The sequence below is a fragment of the Pseudomonas thivervalensis genome (assembly GCF_001269655.1).
GTDB classification, from domain to species: domain Bacteria; phylum Pseudomonadota; class Gammaproteobacteria; order Pseudomonadales; family Pseudomonadaceae; genus Aquipseudomonas; species Aquipseudomonas thivervalensis.
This window is the reverse complement of the sequence record NZ_LHVE01000009.1, coordinates 365,853-383,061: the sequence shown is the minus strand read 5'-3', so window position 1 is coordinate 383,061 and position 17,209 is coordinate 365,853. Positions and strand designations below refer to the sequence as shown.

General features: G+C 63.2%; 10 protein-coding genes. 6 read left to right on the top strand and 4 right to left on the bottom strand.

What is annotated here, in order from left to right; genetic code table 11:
* Positions 1-10: 10 nt before the first annotated feature.
* The gene (sfnG, locus tag AD659_RS13890; RefSeq protein ID WP_053122109.1) at positions 11-1,108 is read right to left on the bottom strand and encodes a dimethylsulfone monooxygenase SfnG; all 1,098 of its coding nucleotides are present in this window, start codon (positions 1,106-1,108) and stop codon (positions 11-13) included.
* A gap of 40 nt (positions 1,109-1,148) precedes the next feature.
* Positions 1,149-1,712, bottom strand: a complete 564-nt coding sequence (msuE, locus tag AD659_RS13885) for an FMN reductase (protein ID WP_053122107.1) — start codon at positions 1,710-1,712, stop codon at positions 1,149-1,151.
* 377 nt (positions 1,713-2,089) lie between these two features.
* On the opposite strand from msuE, the gene AD659_RS13880 reads away from it, so the two are divergent.
* Both AD659_RS13880 and AD659_RS13875 read left to right on the top strand, forming a co-directional pair.
* Positions 2,090-3,334, top strand: a complete 1,245-nt coding sequence (locus tag AD659_RS13880; RefSeq protein WP_053122105.1) for an acyl-CoA dehydrogenase family protein — start codon at positions 2,090-2,092, stop codon at positions 3,332-3,334.
* 338 nt (positions 3,335-3,672) lie between these two features.
* Positions 3,673-4,626, top strand: coding sequence for an MBL fold metallo-hydrolase (locus tag AD659_RS13875; protein ID WP_053122103.1), 954 nt, complete (start codon positions 3,673-3,675; stop codon positions 4,624-4,626).
* Between the two features lie 52 nt (positions 4,627-4,678).
* Here the strand turns inward: AD659_RS13875 and AD659_RS13870 are convergent, their stop codons facing one another.
* Entirely contained in the window at positions 4,679-6,100 is a 1,422-nt protein-coding gene (locus AD659_RS13870) for a diaminobutyrate--2-oxoglutarate transaminase (protein ID WP_082343560.1), read from the bottom strand.
* Between the two features lie 108 nt (positions 6,101-6,208).
* Positions 6,209-8,272 carry a TonB-dependent receptor gene (locus tag AD659_RS13865; protein ID WP_053122101.1) on the bottom strand — a complete coding sequence of 688 codons (2,064 nt, stop codon included), beginning with the start codon at positions 8,270-8,272 and terminating at the stop codon, positions 6,209-6,211.
* A gap of 248 nt (positions 8,273-8,520) precedes the next feature.
* Here AD659_RS13865 and AD659_RS13860 point away from each other — a divergent pair, with 248 nt between their 5' ends.
* The 4 genes from AD659_RS13860 (at position 8,521) to AD659_RS13845 (ending at position 17,172) form a co-directional block, all read left to right on the top strand.
* Positions 8,521-9,498: a TauD/TfdA family dioxygenase gene (locus AD659_RS13860; RefSeq protein WP_082343559.1), complete on the top strand. Its 978-nt coding sequence runs from the start codon at positions 8,521-8,523 to the stop codon at positions 9,496-9,498.
* Between the two features lie 7 nt (positions 9,499-9,505).
* Positions 9,506-12,934, top strand: a complete 3,429-nt coding sequence (locus tag AD659_RS13855) for a condensation domain-containing protein (protein ID WP_053122099.1) — start codon at positions 9,506-9,508, stop codon at positions 12,932-12,934.
* Positions 12,935-12,951: 17 nt separating this feature from the next.
* Complete coding sequence (locus AD659_RS13850; RefSeq protein ID WP_053122094.1) at positions 12,952-13,998, top strand: TauD/TfdA family dioxygenase; 1,047 nt, start codon at positions 12,952-12,954, stop codon at positions 13,996-13,998.
* A 111-nt stretch (positions 13,999-14,109) separates the two neighbouring features.
* A complete protein-coding gene (locus AD659_RS13845) occupies positions 14,110-17,172 on the top strand; it encodes a non-ribosomal peptide synthetase (RefSeq protein WP_053122092.1) in 3,063 nt (1,020 codons plus the stop codon).
* Positions 17,173-17,209: the final 37 nt, after the last annotated feature.

The following is a 17,209-nucleotide window of genomic DNA, read 5'->3' as shown; positions in this document are numbered from 1 at the left end:
CCTCCCGCGCCTAAGCGACCGCCGCCGTTTTGGCCGCCACTTTGCGTTGCTCCAGTTCACGCACCAGCGGCAGGACCTTGCGGCCGAAATACTCGACTTCTTCCTGGAAATGCAGGAAACCGGCGAGTATCAAATCCACACCCACGGCCTTGAGGGCGACGATGCGCTCGGCGATCTGCTGCGGCGTGCCGATCAGGTTGGTCTTGAAGCCATCGTTGTATTGCACCAGGTCCTCGAAGCTGGACTTGGCCCAGTTGCCCTCGCCTTCCGGGCTGGACTTGCCGGCCTGCTTCGCCGCATCGCCAAAGGCATTGACCGCCTCGGGATCGGCCTGGTCGATGATTTGGGCGAGGACCGCACGCGCCTCTTCTTCGGTGTCGCGGGCAATGACAAAGGCGTTCACGCCGACCTTGACCTTGTGGTTGTTGGCCGCGGCTTTCGCCTGGAGATCATCGATCTGCGCCTTGACGCCTTCGACGGTATTGCCGTTGGTGAAGTACCAGTCCGATACCCGAGCGGCCATGTCCCGAGCCGCACGCGAGCTACCGCCCTGGAAAATCTCCGGGTGCTGCTGCAGGGGTTTTGGCTTGAGGGTGTAGTCGTGGAACCGGTAGAAGTCACCGCGCAGCGTAAAGTTGTCGGTGGTCCAGATGCCCTTGAGCGCGGTGATGAACTCTTCGGAACGGCGATAGCGCTCATCGTGCTCCAGCCACGGCTCGCCAATGGCCGTGAACTCGCCCTTGAACCAGCCCGACACGATGTTGACCGCCACCCGGCCACCCGTCAGGTGATCGATGGTTGCGATCTGCTTGGCCAACACCGACGGCGTCCACGGCCCCGGCAACACAGCCGCGATGACTTTCAGGCGCGTGGTGGCGGCCAGCAGGGCATGGCTGAACGCCACGGACTCGTGCTGGTATTCGGCGCCGTAGCCGGCGGTAAAGCGCACCTGGGACAAGGCGTAGTCGAAGCCGGCCGCTTCGGCGATCTGCGCCAGCTTACGGTTGTAGTCGATGCCCCAGTCGGTGCGTTGCTCGATTTTGCTGACCACCAGTCCGCCGCTGACGTTGGGCACCCAGTAGGCAAATTTGATCGTGTCCTGGCTCATTGCATGTACTCCACGGCTCGTTTCGAAAGGGAAAAATGGATCAGGCGGCACTGGCGTCGCGTCGGGCGCTCGGGACCAGGCTCAGCAGCGCCGACTCGACGGCGCGCTCGATACGCTCCAGCACCTGTGCACTGGAGATCCGGTATTGGCTGAAATCGGTTTCGCTGGCATAGACCCCCACCGGCAGGCTGAGGGCCTGGAAGAAGCCGAACAGCGGCCGCAACTGGTGATCGATGATCAAGGCATGGCGATCCGAGCCCCCTGTCGCGGCCAACAGCACCGGTACATTCTTGAGGGCTTCGTGATGAACGAAATCGAACAGGTGCTTGAACAGACCGGTGTACGAGGCTCGGTACACCGGGCTGGCGGCGATCAGCAGATCAGCCGACTCAATGGCATGCAGGTCCTCCTGCACCGCAGCCGGCAACGCCTCGCGTCGCAACACCCCGGCGAACTGTGGACCGACCTTGGCCAGTTCGATCAAGCGCACCTCGATCGGCAGTTGCTGCCCGAGCCTGTCCACCAATGCCTGGAGCAGTGCCAGGGTACGTGACGGGTGCTGCACGCTGCCTGACACCGCCACCACTTTGAATTGCTTGCTCATCACTGACCCCATGCCTGGAGACGCCACCTCAGCGTCTGCACAAGGTGTAGAGCAGCAACCGTGCCATGTGAATATTTCCTTAGTAATCAATAGATTAAAAGTTTCATCGAATCACTTCACTGTCGCTCGACGGACAAGCTGTTGCACCGCTGTTGCCTGGCAGACACCTGGCATGTCGATGCCCGTCGCGGCAACTGTTGCCGGGCACACAGTGGTGCAACAGATTGTCCGCAGCCAGGACAGCCCTTTCACTGATGAGCGCCGTACAGGCCCCGCATTTACGGGCGTCAGGGGCCGGGCATGGACTGTGCAATGGCCATTGGCACCGGCAGGTCTCCCCCCTGCCTGCCCACTCGCCATCAAGAAGGAACCTCAACATGACCGCACAGCAACAACACCTGCCGCCGATCCTTTCCACCGGCACCGATTATGAGCCCTTGGCCGAACGCTTCCGACCGATCTTCGCGCGCATCCAGGCCGGTGCCCTGGAGCGTGAGCAAACCCGCAGCCTGCCCTTTGAACAGGTGAAATGGCTGAAGGAAGCAGGCTTTGGCGCCATCCGCGTACCGGTCGAATATGGCGGCGCCGGGGCCTCGTTACCGCAGTTGCTGCAACTGCTGATCGAACTGGCCGAAGCCGATTCCAACCTGCCCCAGGCCCTGCGCGGGCACTTTGCATTTGTCGAGGACCGTCTCAATGCCCACGCCAGCAGCCCACAGGACACCTGGTTCAAGCGCTTTGTCGAAGGAGAACTGGTGGGCAACGCCTGGACGGAAGTCGGCGCGGTGAAAATCGGCGAAGTCGTCACCCGGGTTTCCCGCCAAGGTGATCGATGGGTAGTCAATGGCACCAAGTACTACAGCACCGGCAGTATCTTCGCCGACTGGATCGACGTATATGCCCAGCGCGACGACAACGGTGCCGACGTGATTGCCGCCGTGCGCGTGCACCAGCCGGGCGTCAAGCAACGCGATGACTGGGATGGCTTTGGCCAACGCACCACCGGCAGCGGGACGTCGCTGTTCGAGAACGCATGGGTCGACGCGGAAAACCTCATCGACTTCTCCACCCGCTTCAAATACCAGACCGCGTTTTATCAACTGGTCTTGCTCGCCGTGCTGACCGGTGCCGGCCGCGCCGCAGTCCGTGACATCACTGAGCAAGTGCGCAAACGCACGCGGATTTTCAGCACGGGCAATGCCGGCGAAGTCAGCCAGGACGTACAGGTGCAGCAAGTGATTGGCCGGGCATCGGCCCAGGTCTACGCCGCCGAAGCCACCACCTTGCAAGCCGCGAGCGCTTCCCAACGCGCCTACGAAAGCCGCTTCAGCCAGAACGCCGAGACCGAACACACCGCCAACATCGCCGCCGAGTTGGAATCGGCCCAGGCCCAGGTGGTGATTTCCGACCTGGTGCTCCGGGCCACCAGCGACTTGTTCAATGCCCTCGGCGCCTCGGCCACCAGCACCAGCAAGGCCCTCGATCGCCACTGGCGCAACGCCCGTACCGCCGCTTCGCACAATCCGTTGATCTACAAGGAGCGCATTATTGGGGATTGGGAGATCAATGGTACGGAGCCGCCGTATGTCTGGCAGATTGGCGGGGGGTCCAGGCAAGGTTGATTGCTTGGGCGCGGTAGGTCAGTGTGAATCTCCATTGCTACGGTAACGGCGACCTGGTTCTGGTAGGGACTGCATTTCTCCTGTGGGGGCGAGCTTGCTCGCGATAGCGGTGGGTCAGCTTCCGTTATTGGCGAGTGTACCGCCGCCAGCCGGGCTCGTTGAAAACCCCATACCTTTTACTGGGGTCGATCACGCTAAAGCGCCTGCGCAACATACCCACGTATGGTATCGAACGCCGTCCCGCGGGATGCAGACTCATTCTCCAGGCGATACCCGCTCACTCACGCCAAGCAAGGCGGTTTCGCCGAGTCCTTGATCCAAGCCATCGGAGAACGACCATGACCACGCAGTTGAACGCCCCTGCAGCAAAGGATGGGATACACCCGGATTCAAACATGAGCTTGCACGCGACCTCGTACGAGGAATTGGTCCCTTCGCGTTATGCCCTGAAGATTGGCGAGATCGATGTGCTGGTGGTCAGCGACGGGGTACTGCCGCTGCCGACCGCGACAATGTCCACCAATGCCGATCCCGCCGCCCGTGCGGCCTGGTTCAAGGAGATGTTCCTGGGCCCGGACGCGTTCGATTGGGCCTTGAACGTGCTGGTGGTGCGTAGCGGCGACCAGACCATCCTCGTCGATGCCGGGCTCGGCGGTCAGTTCCCCGGCTTCCCACGGGCCGGGCAGTTTCCCAAGCGCCTGGCCGCCGCCGGTATCGACCTGGCGTCGGTGACCGACGTGGTGATTACCCACATGCACATGGACCACATTGGCGGACTGCTCGTCGATGAGGTCAAGCAGCGGCTACGTCCCGACCTGAGGATCCACGTGGCAGCGAGTGAGGTCGCGTTCTGGGCCGCGCCGGATTTTTCCCGTACTTCCATGCCGTCGCCGGTACCGGACGTATTGCGCGTTACCGCCGAGCAATTCATGAACGAGTACCACGACAAGCTGCGCACGTTCGAGGAAACCTACGAAGTCGCCCCGGGCGTGCTCGTCAAGCGCACCGGCGGCCATACGCCAGGGCACAGTGTGGTCCACGTGACCTGCGGCGAGGAACGGTTGACGTTTGCCGGCGATGCCTTGTTCCCAGTCGCCTTCGACCATCCCGATTGGCAAAACGGCTTTGAACATGACCCTGAAGAATCGGTCCGCGTCCGGGTCCGCCTGATGCAAGAAGCGGCGGCGTCCGGTGAGCTGCTGGTCGCCACTCACCTGCCGTTCCCCTCCGTCGGCCGGGTGGCGGTCAACGGTGACGCCTTTCGCTGGGTAGCGGCCTTCTGGGACTATTGAGTATGCGTCGGGCCGGCCAGCGTCCAAGCCGGATGCTGGCCGAACCTGATGATCAGCCGGCGCGACGCTCGTTGATCGCGCTGGCGGCCTGGAACAGGATTTTCCCGACAAAGTCGATTTCCTGCTCGGTGATAATCAACGGCGGCAAGAAGCGTACGGTCGCGCCGTGACGGCCGCCCAGTTCAACGATCAATCCGTGTTTCAGGCACGCCTGTTGGAAAGCCTTGGCCCGGGCCGTGTCCACCGGCGGATGACCCTGTACGTCTGGCGTACCTTGCGGATCGACGATTTCCATGCCGAGCATCAGGCCGCGACCCCGCACATCACCGATCCAGGCGAACTCGTTCTGCAGTGCCTGCAAGTTTTTTTGCAGATGAACGCCCACAGTTTCAGCGTGTTGGACCAGGCCTTGATCGCGGATGAAGCGCAAGGTCGCGGTACCCGCCGCCATTGCCAACTGATTGCCGCGGAACGTGCCGGCGTGAGCACCTGGCTGCCAGACGTCCAGCGACTCGTGGTAGACCATGACCGACAGCGGCAACCCGCCACCGATGGCTTTGGACAGGGTGATGACATCCGGCGTGATCCCCGATTGCTCGAAGCCGAACATCCGCCCGCTGCGGGCAATGCCGCACTGGATCTCGTCGACGATCAGCGGAATGCCGTGGGCCTGGGTCAACCGACGCAGCTCCTGCAACCAGCGGTCCGGCGCGGCAATCACCCCGCCCTCACCCTGGATCGGTTCCAGGATCATCGCCGCAGGTGCGGTGATCCCGCTTTCCGGGTCGTTGAGCAAGTGTTCGAGGTAGCGAACGTTCAATGTGACCGCTTGATCGCCGGACACCCCGAACGGACACCGATAATCGTGGGGGAACGGCAGGCGCTGGACCCCGGGCATCAACGCGCCGAGGGCATTCTTGGGCGACAGGTTGCCGCTGATGGCCAGCGTGCCCAGGGTCATCCCGTGGTAGGCCCCTTCGAATGCCAGGACCGAGTGTCGCCCTGTGGCGGTACGGGTCAACTTGAGCGCGGCCTCGACCGCATCGGCCCCACTCGGGCCGCAGAACTGAATGCGTGCGTGGCGAGCGAACTCGCTGGGCAGGCAAGCGAAAATTTCTTGGACGAATGCGTCCTTCACAGGCGTCATGAGGTCCAGGGTGTGCATCGGCACACCGGCTGCCATGACCTGGGTGATGGCTTCGACGATCACCGGATGGTTGTGCCCCAGCGCCAGGGTTCCGGCACCGGCCAGGCAATCGACGAACACTTGCCCCCGGCTGTCCTGCACATAAATGCCATGGGCCCTTTCAAGCACCAGGGGAATGCGCCGCGGGTAACTGCGAGCGTTGGACTCCTGCTGTTGCTGACGCTCCAGCAGCGGCGTCGAGTCGAGGCAGTAAGGACTCGACAGACCGGTATGCAACAGGCGTAGCTGTTGCGCGCCACCTGCTGTGACATTCGAAAAAGCACTCATGATTTCCTCCATGGAGGCTGGGTTTGGAAGGGAACGAACAGCCTGGAAACAAACATCCGGAACGTTGCAGGACAGGCGCGGGGAGATTGCCTCCCCGCGCCCATGGGGTTACATGTCGTAGCGCAGGATCATCCCAACCGTGCGCGGTGCGCCGACGTCGATGATGTCGTCGCTGCGGTTGTTGGTGACGTATTCCTTGTCGAACGCGTTCTTCACGTAGGCGGAGACCGCGACGTTCTTGGTGACTTTGTATTCGGTGTTGAAGTTCACCAGCACGTAGTTGTCGCTGCGGCGCTCGCCGGTGACCTTGCCGCTGGCATCGAACTCATACTCCGAAGGCGCGGTGCTCTGGTAGACAACGTCCGTACCGAATATCAGGCGATCGTCGAAGCGATAGACACCGCCCACCGACACCTTGTATTTCGGCGATGAAAGGAACGATTCGCCGCTCATGTCCTGGCCGTCACCGGTGACGAAGTCCTTGTACTTGCTATCGGTAACGGCTCCACCGACGTTCAGCGTCAGCTGTTCGCTGATGTCTTTTTCGACGAAAACTTCCAGGCCCTTGATATCGCTGCGACCGGCATTGAAGACGTCAATGACCGAGCTGCCCGCCTGCCGAACACTGACCTGCTGGTCTTTCCAGTCGGTGTAATACAGGTTGGCGCGGGTGCGCAGGGTCTTGTCGAAAAACGAGCCACGGTATGACAGCTCGTAGTTGGTGGTGTATTCCGGGTCGTAGGCCTGGTGGCCGCTACCGGAGCGCAGGTTGACGCCCCCACCGCGATAACCTTTCTGCACCATGAAACCGAGGTATTGGTCCGTGGCCAGCTCATAGTCAATGCCGAGTTTCGGCAGTACGGCATCAAACGACTTGTTGACCTTGGCCGGTGCGGAGAAATCATCCTGCTTGACGTCGGTGTCGTTCGTTTCGTGGTCGTAACGCAGACCGGTGATCAAGGTCCAGCGCGGTGCGAACGTCCAGTTGACTTCACCGAACACCGCCTTGTTCTCGATCGTGGTATCGCCCTTGACCGTGCCGAACAGTTCGTCATCGAACAACAAGCGGTCGTGGAAGTTGTTGGTGTTACGCCCATAGTAGGCACCAACGAAGCTCTTCACCGTGTCGGACGCGTAATTCAAACGCAGTTCCTGACTGAACAGGTCGCCGTCCTGTTTACGTAGAACGACCTGGTTATCAACGGCGTTCTGGTCAAAGTCCAGTCGAGCGCTGTAGTCCGTACTCGTATTGGCGGTCATGCTCGTCAGCGTCCAGGCATCGTTCAGCCGGTAGTCCACCTTGGCGCTGAGGGTGTCCTGCTTGAGGTTGTCGAAGGCCTCGGTATTGGACGCGATGTCGTAATAGCTCGGCTTGCCATCGGCGCCGCGCATCGTCGAGCGGTCACCCTGGCGATGTTCGTTATGGGCATAAGTCAGCAAGACGTCAGTGTCGTCATTGGGCAGGATCAGCAATTTACCGCGGGCGTTGCTGGTGCGATGCGGGTTGGCGTCTTTATCGAGCGTGGTGTTGCGGATGTAGCCGTCACCGTCGGAATAATCCACGGCGATACGGCCGGCGATCTTGTCATCCACAATAGCCCCGCCACCTGCCACAGCCGCGCCGTGCTCACCGTAGTTGCCCATGTTGGTCTGCGCCGAGAAGCTCGGTTCGAAGGTGGGGTTCTTGGTCTGGATAACCACCGCGCCAGCCAGGGAGTTACGGCCCTGGGTGGTGGATTGCGGGCCAAGGAACACCTCGACCTGTTCGGCATCCCACAGCGGGACCGGGCTGAGGGTCAGCGCACGGTTCGGCTGCACGGCACCGTCGACATACACCGACACCGCACCGTTGAGAGTCGCCGGGCCCTGATCGTCAAAACCGGACACCGGCACGCCACGGATACCCCAGTTCTCATTGCCGGCCTGACTGAAGACGCCGGGCGTACGGGCAAACACATCCACCAGATCCTTGTCGCCGTGCTCACGCAGGTTCTTGTCGGTGACGACCACGACGCTGGACTGGGTCTTCTCGAGGCTGCGGTCGATCTTTTCACCGGTCACGGTGATTGGAGCGATCTCCATCTTGCCGGCTTCTTCAGCCGCCCATGCGCCGTTGCTCAGGCCGATGGCCGACCCTACAGCCAACGCAATTGTGTTCTTTTTGAAATTCACGCCCCGCTCCCCTGCGACAGATATTTTTGGTTTTTTGAGCTGGCCGAAGGCTGTTTGGCACCAGCGGAGCGGAGTCTAATCCAAAAAAAAAATTAAATAAATAGTATTGATAATCCATCTCATTTACACCTAGTATGCCGTCTTGTATTGATCTGGATACATTACAGACGAGTCCTACACAACCGACCGCTGCCCTGCTTACAAGGTCTTGTGACGAGTCGAAGAAGATAAAAAGAGGATGCACAAGGATGACCTCAATCGAACACCTGAACGGGCGTTCCGAGCTGTTTTCAATGGCGCCCACGGATGCAAGCGCCCAGTCGCTACCCGTGCTGGTGCAGGGAGCATCGGGACAGTCGATCCACGACCTGGACGCCTCGATACGCGACGGCCTGGCCCAAGTCCTGGCTACGGTTGGCGGCGTGTTGTTCCGCGGTTTCACCGTTGCCACGCCCATCGACTTCAAGCGCTTCGCCGCCAGCTTCGGCGCGCCGCTGGCCAGCTACGAGTTCGGCTCCACGCCGCGCAGCAAAGTCTTCGCCGGGGTCTATAGCTCCACCGAGTATCCGGCCCATCAGTTCATTCCCTTGCACAATGAGCAGGCGTACACCCGGCCCTGGCCTTCGCGCATCTGGTTCCATTGCATCAAGGCCAGTGAAACCGGCGGCGAGACCCCGATTGCCGACAGTCGCCTGATCTACCAGCGCATGCCTGCCGATATCCGCGAACTGTTCGCCAGCCGCGAGCTGCTTTATGTGCGCAACTACAGTGGCGCCCTGGACCTGCCCTGGGAAAAAGTCTTCAACACCCAGGACCGCGCCCAGGTTGAACGCTACTGCCAGGACAACGACATCGAGTGGGAATGGAAAGCCGATGGCGACCTGCGCACCCGCCAGCGTTGCGCCGCCGTACAGCAGCATCCCGAGACCGGTGAATGGGTCTGGTTCAACCAGGCGCACCTGTTCCATGTCTCGGCCATCGAACCCAGCGTACGCGCCAGCCTGCTGGCGGCGGTGGGTGAAGAGAACCTGCCGCGCCATGTCTATTTCGGCGACGGTTCGCCGATTGCCGACGACATGCTCGACACCGTACGCGAGGTCTATCGCGAGACGGCCATCAGCTTCCCCTGGCAGCCCGGCGACATCCTGATGCTCGACAACCGACTGGTGGCACACGGTCGCAATCCTTTCACCGGTGACCGCAAAGTCATCGTGGCCATGGCGTGAATTGCACATGTTTTCTTTCGAACACTGGATCGATGTGCTGGAAACCAACGCCCAGCACTTCCCTCAGCGCGCCGCCCTGCATTTTCTGCCGGACGGCGTAGAGATCGGCGAAACCCTGACTTTTGCCCAACTGCACGAGCAATCCCGCTCCCTGGCGGCCGCGCTGCAAGCGCGTTATGCCCCGGGTGATCGCGTGCTGTTGATGCTGCCCAGCAGCCTCGACTACGCCCGCGCCTTCTGCGCCTGCCTCTATGCCGGCCTGATTGCCGTGCCGTTGTTTCCACCACCGTCACGCAAACCGCGCCACCTCGACCGCGTCCGCAACGTGGTGGTGGATGCCGAGCCGGCGCTGATTCTTGCCCCGACGGATTATTGCGAAGGCTTGCTGGAACTGGTGGAGGGACGCGTCGATGTGCTGACCGTCCAGGACCTGGGCACGCCATCGGCCAGCCAGTGGCAACGCCCGGCCATCGACGGTTCGACCGTGGCCTTCCTGCAATACACCTCGGGCTCCACCGGCTCGCCAAAAGGCGTCGAGGTGCGTCAACGCAACCTGATCGCCAACGTCGAACTGATGCGCCAGGCCTACGATTTCGACGAGCACGGCGCCATGGTCAACTGGCTGCCGCTGTACCACGACATGGGCCTGATCGGCGGCATGCTGGCCCCGCTCTACAGTGGCATGCCGTGCTATTTGATGGCCTCCCAGACCTTCGTCAATGCGCCGTCGACCTGGCTGCAGGCGTTGAGTCGCTACCGTGCCACCGCCAGTTTCGCCCCCAACTTCGCCTATGCCCTGTGCAACCGCGTGGTCAGCGACAACCTGATCGCGCAGCTCGACCTGAGCGCCTGGAAGCACGCCATCAACGGTGCCGAGCCGATCCACCCTGGCACCCTGGAAGCCTTCGCCCAACGCTTTGCCGCGTGCGGCCTCAATCCGTTGGCCATCAGCCCCGGTTACGGCCAGGCCGAAGCGACCCTGTGCGTCAGCGCCACGCCGCCCGACGCGCTGCCGGTGGTGCTGCGCCTGGACAAGGCCGTACTGGAAACCGGCCGCGTGGCGCTGGCGGCAGCCGATGCCGCCGCCGTGGAATTCGTCGCCTGCGGTTACCCGCAAGCCTTGCACAGCATCGCCATCGTCGACCCGCAGACCTTCGAGCAATGCGCCGCCGATCGCATCGGCGAAGTCTGGCTCAAGGGCCCGAGCAACGCCGAATCCTACTGGAAAAATCCCGAAGCCACTCGCGAAGCCTTTGAAGCCCGGATCGTCGGTTCGTCGGAGCATTACCTGCGCTCCGGCGACCTGGGTTTCATGCACGCAGGCCAGGTGGTGATCTGCGGTCGGCTCAAGGACCTGTTGATTCTCAATGGGCGCAACCTCTATCCCCACGACATCGAATTCGCCATTACCGACTCAGAGCCGGGCATCCGCACCGGGCGCATCGCCGCTTTCTCGGAAATGGACCCGGCACTGGGCCGCGAGAAGCTGGTGATCGTCGCTGAGCCGCAACGCAAATTCGTCGACCCGGCGCATCACCCGGCGCTGTTCGCGTCGATGCAAACCGCCGTGCGCGAAGCCGCCGACTGCGGCATCGACCAGATTGTGCTGGTGCAAGCCGGCACCATCCCGATGACCACCAGCGGTAAGATCGCCCGTCAAGGCGCGCGCAAGCAATTGGCCGCGGGCACGTTGAGCATCATCGCCCAGAGCGGTGGGGCACCGGCCTCGAACGACGAGTCCCTCGACCTTGCCCAACTCAAGCGCCTGGCGAGCGAAACGCCGCAACAGGCCCAAGCCGCCTGCCGCCGATGGCTGGAACAGACGCTGCACGCAGTCAACCCGTATTTTTCCGCCGACTTCGACCTCAGCCTGATCGGCCAGGGCCTGGACTCCATCGGCGTGGCTGACTTCGCCGCGCGCCTGCACAGGGACCTGGGCTGGAACCTCGATACCCAAAGTCTGTTCGGGGAAACCTCTCTCGGGCAATGGGCGCTGGCCTTGCAAGATTTCCTGAATGAGCCGGCGCCGAACACCGAGGCTTCGACCGAGCAGGCCAACCTCAACCAGGGGCATCAATCGTTCGCCCAGCGTCGCCTGTGGTTCCTGCGCCAACTGAACCCGGACGACACCCGGCACAATCTGGTGCTGCACCTGCGCCTGCAAGGTCCACTGGACATCGAGGCGCTGGCCCTGCGCCTGAACGCGCTGGTGGCGCGGCACGGCGTGTTGCGCACGGTGTACCGCGACGGTGTCGACGGCCCGCAACAACAGGTGTTGCCGGCCACGGCGGTGGCGCTGGTCCATCATGATGTGCGTGAGCAGAGCGAAGCCCAGCAACAACAGGCGCTGAGCGAGCGCCTGGCCCACGAACACGCCACCCCTGTCGATTTGCAAGCCGGCCCGCTGCTGCGAGCGCAGTTGCTCAGCCGCCATGACCAGCAGCATGACCTGCTGTTGACCTTGCACCACATCGCCTTCGACGGGCGCTCGGCGCAACTATTGCTGGCGGAACTGGCGGGCTCGACCGACGCCGGACTACCGGGGCAATACCTCGATTTCGCCCAATGGGAAGCCCGGCACTGGAGCGAACAGCGGATCGCCACCGAGCAGGACTTCTGGCGCGAACACCTGGCCGACCTGCCCCAAACCTTGGAACTGGGTGGCAGCGGCCAGACACCAGGCGAACACAGCCTGGACTTCAACGTGCCCCAGGCCCGCTGCGAGCGGCTGGCGGCACTGGCCCGCGAGCAAGGCATGACCTTGTTCATGCTGTTGCTGGCCAGCTACCAACTGGTGCTCAAGCAACTGGGTGGCCAACAACAATTTTTGCTCGGCACCGACGTCAGCGGTCGGCCACTGGCCGAGCACAACGACGTCATCGGTTTCTTCGTCAACCAGTTGAGCTTGCGCTGTGACTTGCGCGGCGAACTGACCCTGGCCGGTTTCCTCGAGCGGGTTCGTGATGAAGCGCGCCTGGCCTACGCCCATCAAGGCCTGCCTTTCGACCTGGTGGTCTCGGCCCTCGCGCCGCAGCGTCGCCCCGGTCACTCGCCGCTGTTCCAGGTCAAGCTCAACTATCAACCTTCACGGGTGACCCCGACCGCCATCGCTGGCGCGCAACTGTCCGCGCTGGACGTGGCCCAGGCACCGGGGGATTTCCACCTGGTGCTCGACCTCGTGCACGGCAGCGAAGGCCTCGCCGCGACCCTCAAGTATCGCGGCGAATACGTCGACCAGGGCCGTGCCTTGCGCCTGCAACACCTGTGGACGTGCCTGCTGGAACAACTACCCACCCTGCTGGACGAGCCGTTGACGGCGCTGGCCGAGCGCATCGACCGTTGGGACCAGGCCTTTGCCCGTGAGCGACAACAGTCCCAGGCGCTGGCCGGTCGCAGCCAGATGATGCAAGCCAAACGTCGCTCCTTGTCCCTTTAACCGAGTCGGATGCCATTATGTCTATCGTGCCCCCATCGCCACGCGCCCTCGGCGCCGTGCGTCGCAAAGCCATGAGCGTCTCGGAACAACAATTGGTCACCGAGCGCCTGCTCAGCCCGGACCACGCCCTGCCTCTGGTGATCGAACCGGCGGTCAGTGGTGTCGACCTGGTCGCCTGGGCCGCCCGGGAACGCGAGTCGCTGGAAAAGAAACTGCTGCAATACGGCGCCCTGCTGTTTCGCGGCTTCAACGTCGCGTCCGTCGAGCAGTTCGACCAGGTGATCGCCGCCCTTTCCCCCGGCGCGCTGGAATACATGTTCCGCGCCTCGCCCCGGACACGGGTCGGTGGCAACATCTACACCTCGACCGACTACCCGGCCGACCAGATGATTTTCCCCCACAACGAACACTCCTACTCGCCGCGCTTCCCGCTGCGGTTGTTCTTCTACTGCCAACTGCCGTCCGAGACCGGTGGTGAAACACCGATCGGCTCGACCCGCGCCGTGAAGGCCAGGATCAGCCCGCAGATCGAAGCGCGGTTCCGGGAAAAAGGCGTGCTGTACGTGCGCAACTACGGCGACGGTTTCGGCCTGCCGTGGCAGACCGTGTTCCAGTCCGAAGACCGCGGCGAAGTGGAAGCCTACTGCGCCAGCGTCGGCATCGACGTGGAATGGAAAGACAACAACCGCCTGCGCACCCGTCAACGCGGACCGGCCGTGGTGCGCCACCCGCGCACCGGCGAAGAGGTCTGGTTCAACCACGCCACATTCTTCCATATCAGCACCCTGCCCGAGCGCATCCGCGATTCGCTGCAAAGCAACTTCAACGACCTCGACCTGCCCACCAACACCTTTTATGGCGACGGCGAACCGATCGAGCCGCAGGTCCTGGAGTCGCTACGCGCGGCCTACCTCGACTCGCTGGTACGGTTCAGCTGGCAACAGGGGGACGTGTTGTTCATCGACAACATGCTCGCCGTGCACGGTCGCGAACCCTTCACCGGCAAGCGCGCCATCATGACCGGCATGGCCGAAGCCCTGCTGTCGAGCGACGTTGCCGTCTGACATTCAACGAGGCCACCCGCCACTCGCAGGAGGCTTGCCCGACGCCTGTCCAGCAAGCTCCTGCGTCTGTGCGGTGATCCAGGCTCAAGCCCTTTTCCAGTCGAGATGAACATGAGCGGACTTCAAGGTTTTCGTATTTCGCCGCAACAGGCATCGGTTTACCCCCACATCAACGGCGCGACGGAACACCCGTTCAGTTGCCATTTGCAATGGTCCCTTTCGCACCCCCTGGACGTCGATGCGCTGAACAATCGCCTGCAGGCACTGGTGACCGGCAGTGAAATCCTGCGCACGCGCCTGATGCCCGTGCCCGGCCTGCGCCACCCGGTGCAGGTGATCGACGAAACCGCTTCGCTGGTGGTGAGTCTCCAGGACCTGCGTCAACACAGCCGCACCGCACAGGACGCCGCCCTGGCTCAACTCGCCAGCCAGCCCCGCGACTGGACAATCCCTTTGTGCGTGACCCTGGTGCGCCTGGCCGATGAACAAGGCGTACTGGACCTGGCGGCGGCCAGCAGCCACTTCGACCTCGCCAGCCTGAAATGGCTGGCCGAGGCATTGCTGCAAGACAGCGCTGCGGACCTGTCCGACACCTTGCAGTACGCCGACTACGCCGAATGGCGCTGGAGCCTGGTAGAAGACGCCCCGGACCATCCGGGCGTGAGTTTCTGGACACCCTCGGGCGATACCGAACAGGCCACCCTGCAACTGCCCCTCGAATCGGCTCTCGAAGGCGGGTTTGCGCCGACCCGATTGGACCTGACACTGCCGACCGACCTCGCCCGCCACCCAGCCCTGACCTCGGATTTGCTGCTGGCGGCATGGGCAGCGGTGTTGGGACGCCTGGCCGGCCAGCAACAGGTGCCGCTCACCCTGATCCATGAAAGTCGCGGTGCGGAACTGGAAAGCACCCTGGGCCTGTTCGAGCAGTGCCTGCCCGTGCGCATCGAACTGAATGCCCAGGCGTCCCTGCTGGAGCAAAGCACGCAAGTGGCCGCCACCCTGGAACGGGCGGTCGGCTGGCAGGACTATTACACCGGCACCCTCAACGGCGGATACGCCTTTGCCTGGCGCTCGGGCGATGCCCGGGAGCGTCATGCCAGCGCCGTGATGAACCCGTTCAAGGCGTGCCTGAACGTGCGCCAGGTGCCCGATAACCTGCACGCACAGCTGGTCTACAACCGCCATGCCCTCAGCGCCGAAGCCGCCGGCTGCCTCGCCGAGCAATGGCTGCAACTGCTGCAAGGCGCCCTGGCCGAACCGCAACGGGCCTGGGCGCAGTTGTCCTTGGGCGGAGCGCTGCAATCGCAATTGATCGGCACCGGCGCGGACGTGCCGACCATCGAACCGGTGACGCTGGTGGAACTGATTGCCCGTCAGGTTCGTCAGCAACCGAACGCCATCGCCCTCAGCGACCAGCACGGCGAGCTGAGCTACAGCCGCCTCGATGCCTGCGCCACGCAACTGGCCCATCGACTGGTCGCCGCCGGCATCGGCCCCGGGGTGCCCGTCGGTATCCTGTTCGCCCGCAGCAACGCCGCCATTGTCGCCATGCTCGCCGTCCTGAAAGCCGGCGGTGCCTACGTGCCAATCGACCCGACCTACCCGGCCGACCGCCGTGCCTACATGCTCGCCGACAGCGCCATTGCGCACATCGTGGTCAGCGCCGAACTGGCCGACAGCGTGCCGGCCGACCTGCAACGCTTCGTGCTGGATGACCTGGCGACACCGGACCTCGGCGATTTGCCGGTGCTGCCGTTGCCAGACGCGAACGACCTCGCCTACTTGATCTACACCTCCGGCTCCACCGGGGCACCGAAAGCCGTGGAAATCAGTCACGGTGCACTGAGTTTTTCGACCCAGGTGCGCATGGCGGCCTATGAGATGCCGGTACGCGCGTATCTGCTGCTGTCGTCGTTTGCCTTCGACAGTTCGGTCGCCGGGATTTTCTGGACCCTGGCCCAAGGCGGACGCCTGGTGTTGCCCGCCCCGGGTGAAGAGTTGGAGATGGCCCGCCTGGCGCAATTGATGACCCAGCATAAGGTCAGCCACGGCCTGTCATTGCCGTCGCTGTACCAGGCGTTGCTCGATCAATTGCAGCGCAGCGGCGCAACCGACAGCCTCGCCTGCTGGATCGTCGCCGGTGAGGCTTGCCCGCCGTCGCTGATCGCGCAACACAGCAAGACCCTGCCCCACGCAGGGCTGGTGAACGAATACGGCCCCACTGAAGCGACGGTCTGGGCCACCTACGAAGTGTTGGAGCCGGGCCGGAATGTCAGCATCGGCCGCCCCATCGCCGGCATGGACCTGCGCCTGCTGAACGAATTCGACAGCGCCTGCGGCGTTGGCGAACCGGGTGAAATCGTCCTCGCCGGGCCGACCCTGGCCCGCGGATATCGCCACAAACCCGAAGAAACCGCCAAGGCCTTCGTCACCCTGGCTGACGGCACCCGCGCCTACCGTACGGGTGACTTGGCGTGCTGGTTGGCCGACGGACGCCTGGCCTTCCTCGGGCGCAAGGACCATCAGGTCAAGGTGCGCGGCTACCGCATCGAGCTGGGCGAAATAGAACGCCAGTTGTGCAGCCACAGCGACGTGCGCGAAGCCGCGGTGATCGTCCAGGAACAGGCCGCTGGCAAGCGCCTGCTCGCCTACGTCCTTCCCGCCCACGGCTACGCACCGGATTCCGAGGCGATCAAGCGCTTCCTCGGCGAACGCCTGCCGTCGTACATGGTGCCGGCCCTGGTGCTGACCCTGGCGAGCTTTCCGCGCACGCCCAACGGCAAGCTCGACACCCGCCAGTTGCCCGACCCGGAGCAGTTCGACGAAAGCACCCATGTGGCGCCGCGCAACGCCATGGAAACCACCCTGCAAGCGATCGTCGCCAAGGTCTTGAAGCTCTCGACGGTGAGCGTCACCGACAACTTCTTCGCCATCGGCGGCGACTCGATCCTGAGCCTGCAAGTGGTGGCCCAGGCCCATGAGCAAGGCATTGCGCTGTCGGCCAAGCAAGTCTTCGAACGCCAGACCATCGCGGCCATGGCCGAGGTCGCGCAGCCGCTGGACCCGAGCGCCGCCGAGCCGCAAGCCGACAGCACCGAGTTCAGCGCCTCGGGCCTGTCCGATGACGAAATGCAAGCGTTGATGGCCGAACTGGACGAGGCCAACCTGTGAACGGCTCCTCCCGTCGCCCCGCCATCACCGTTGCCCC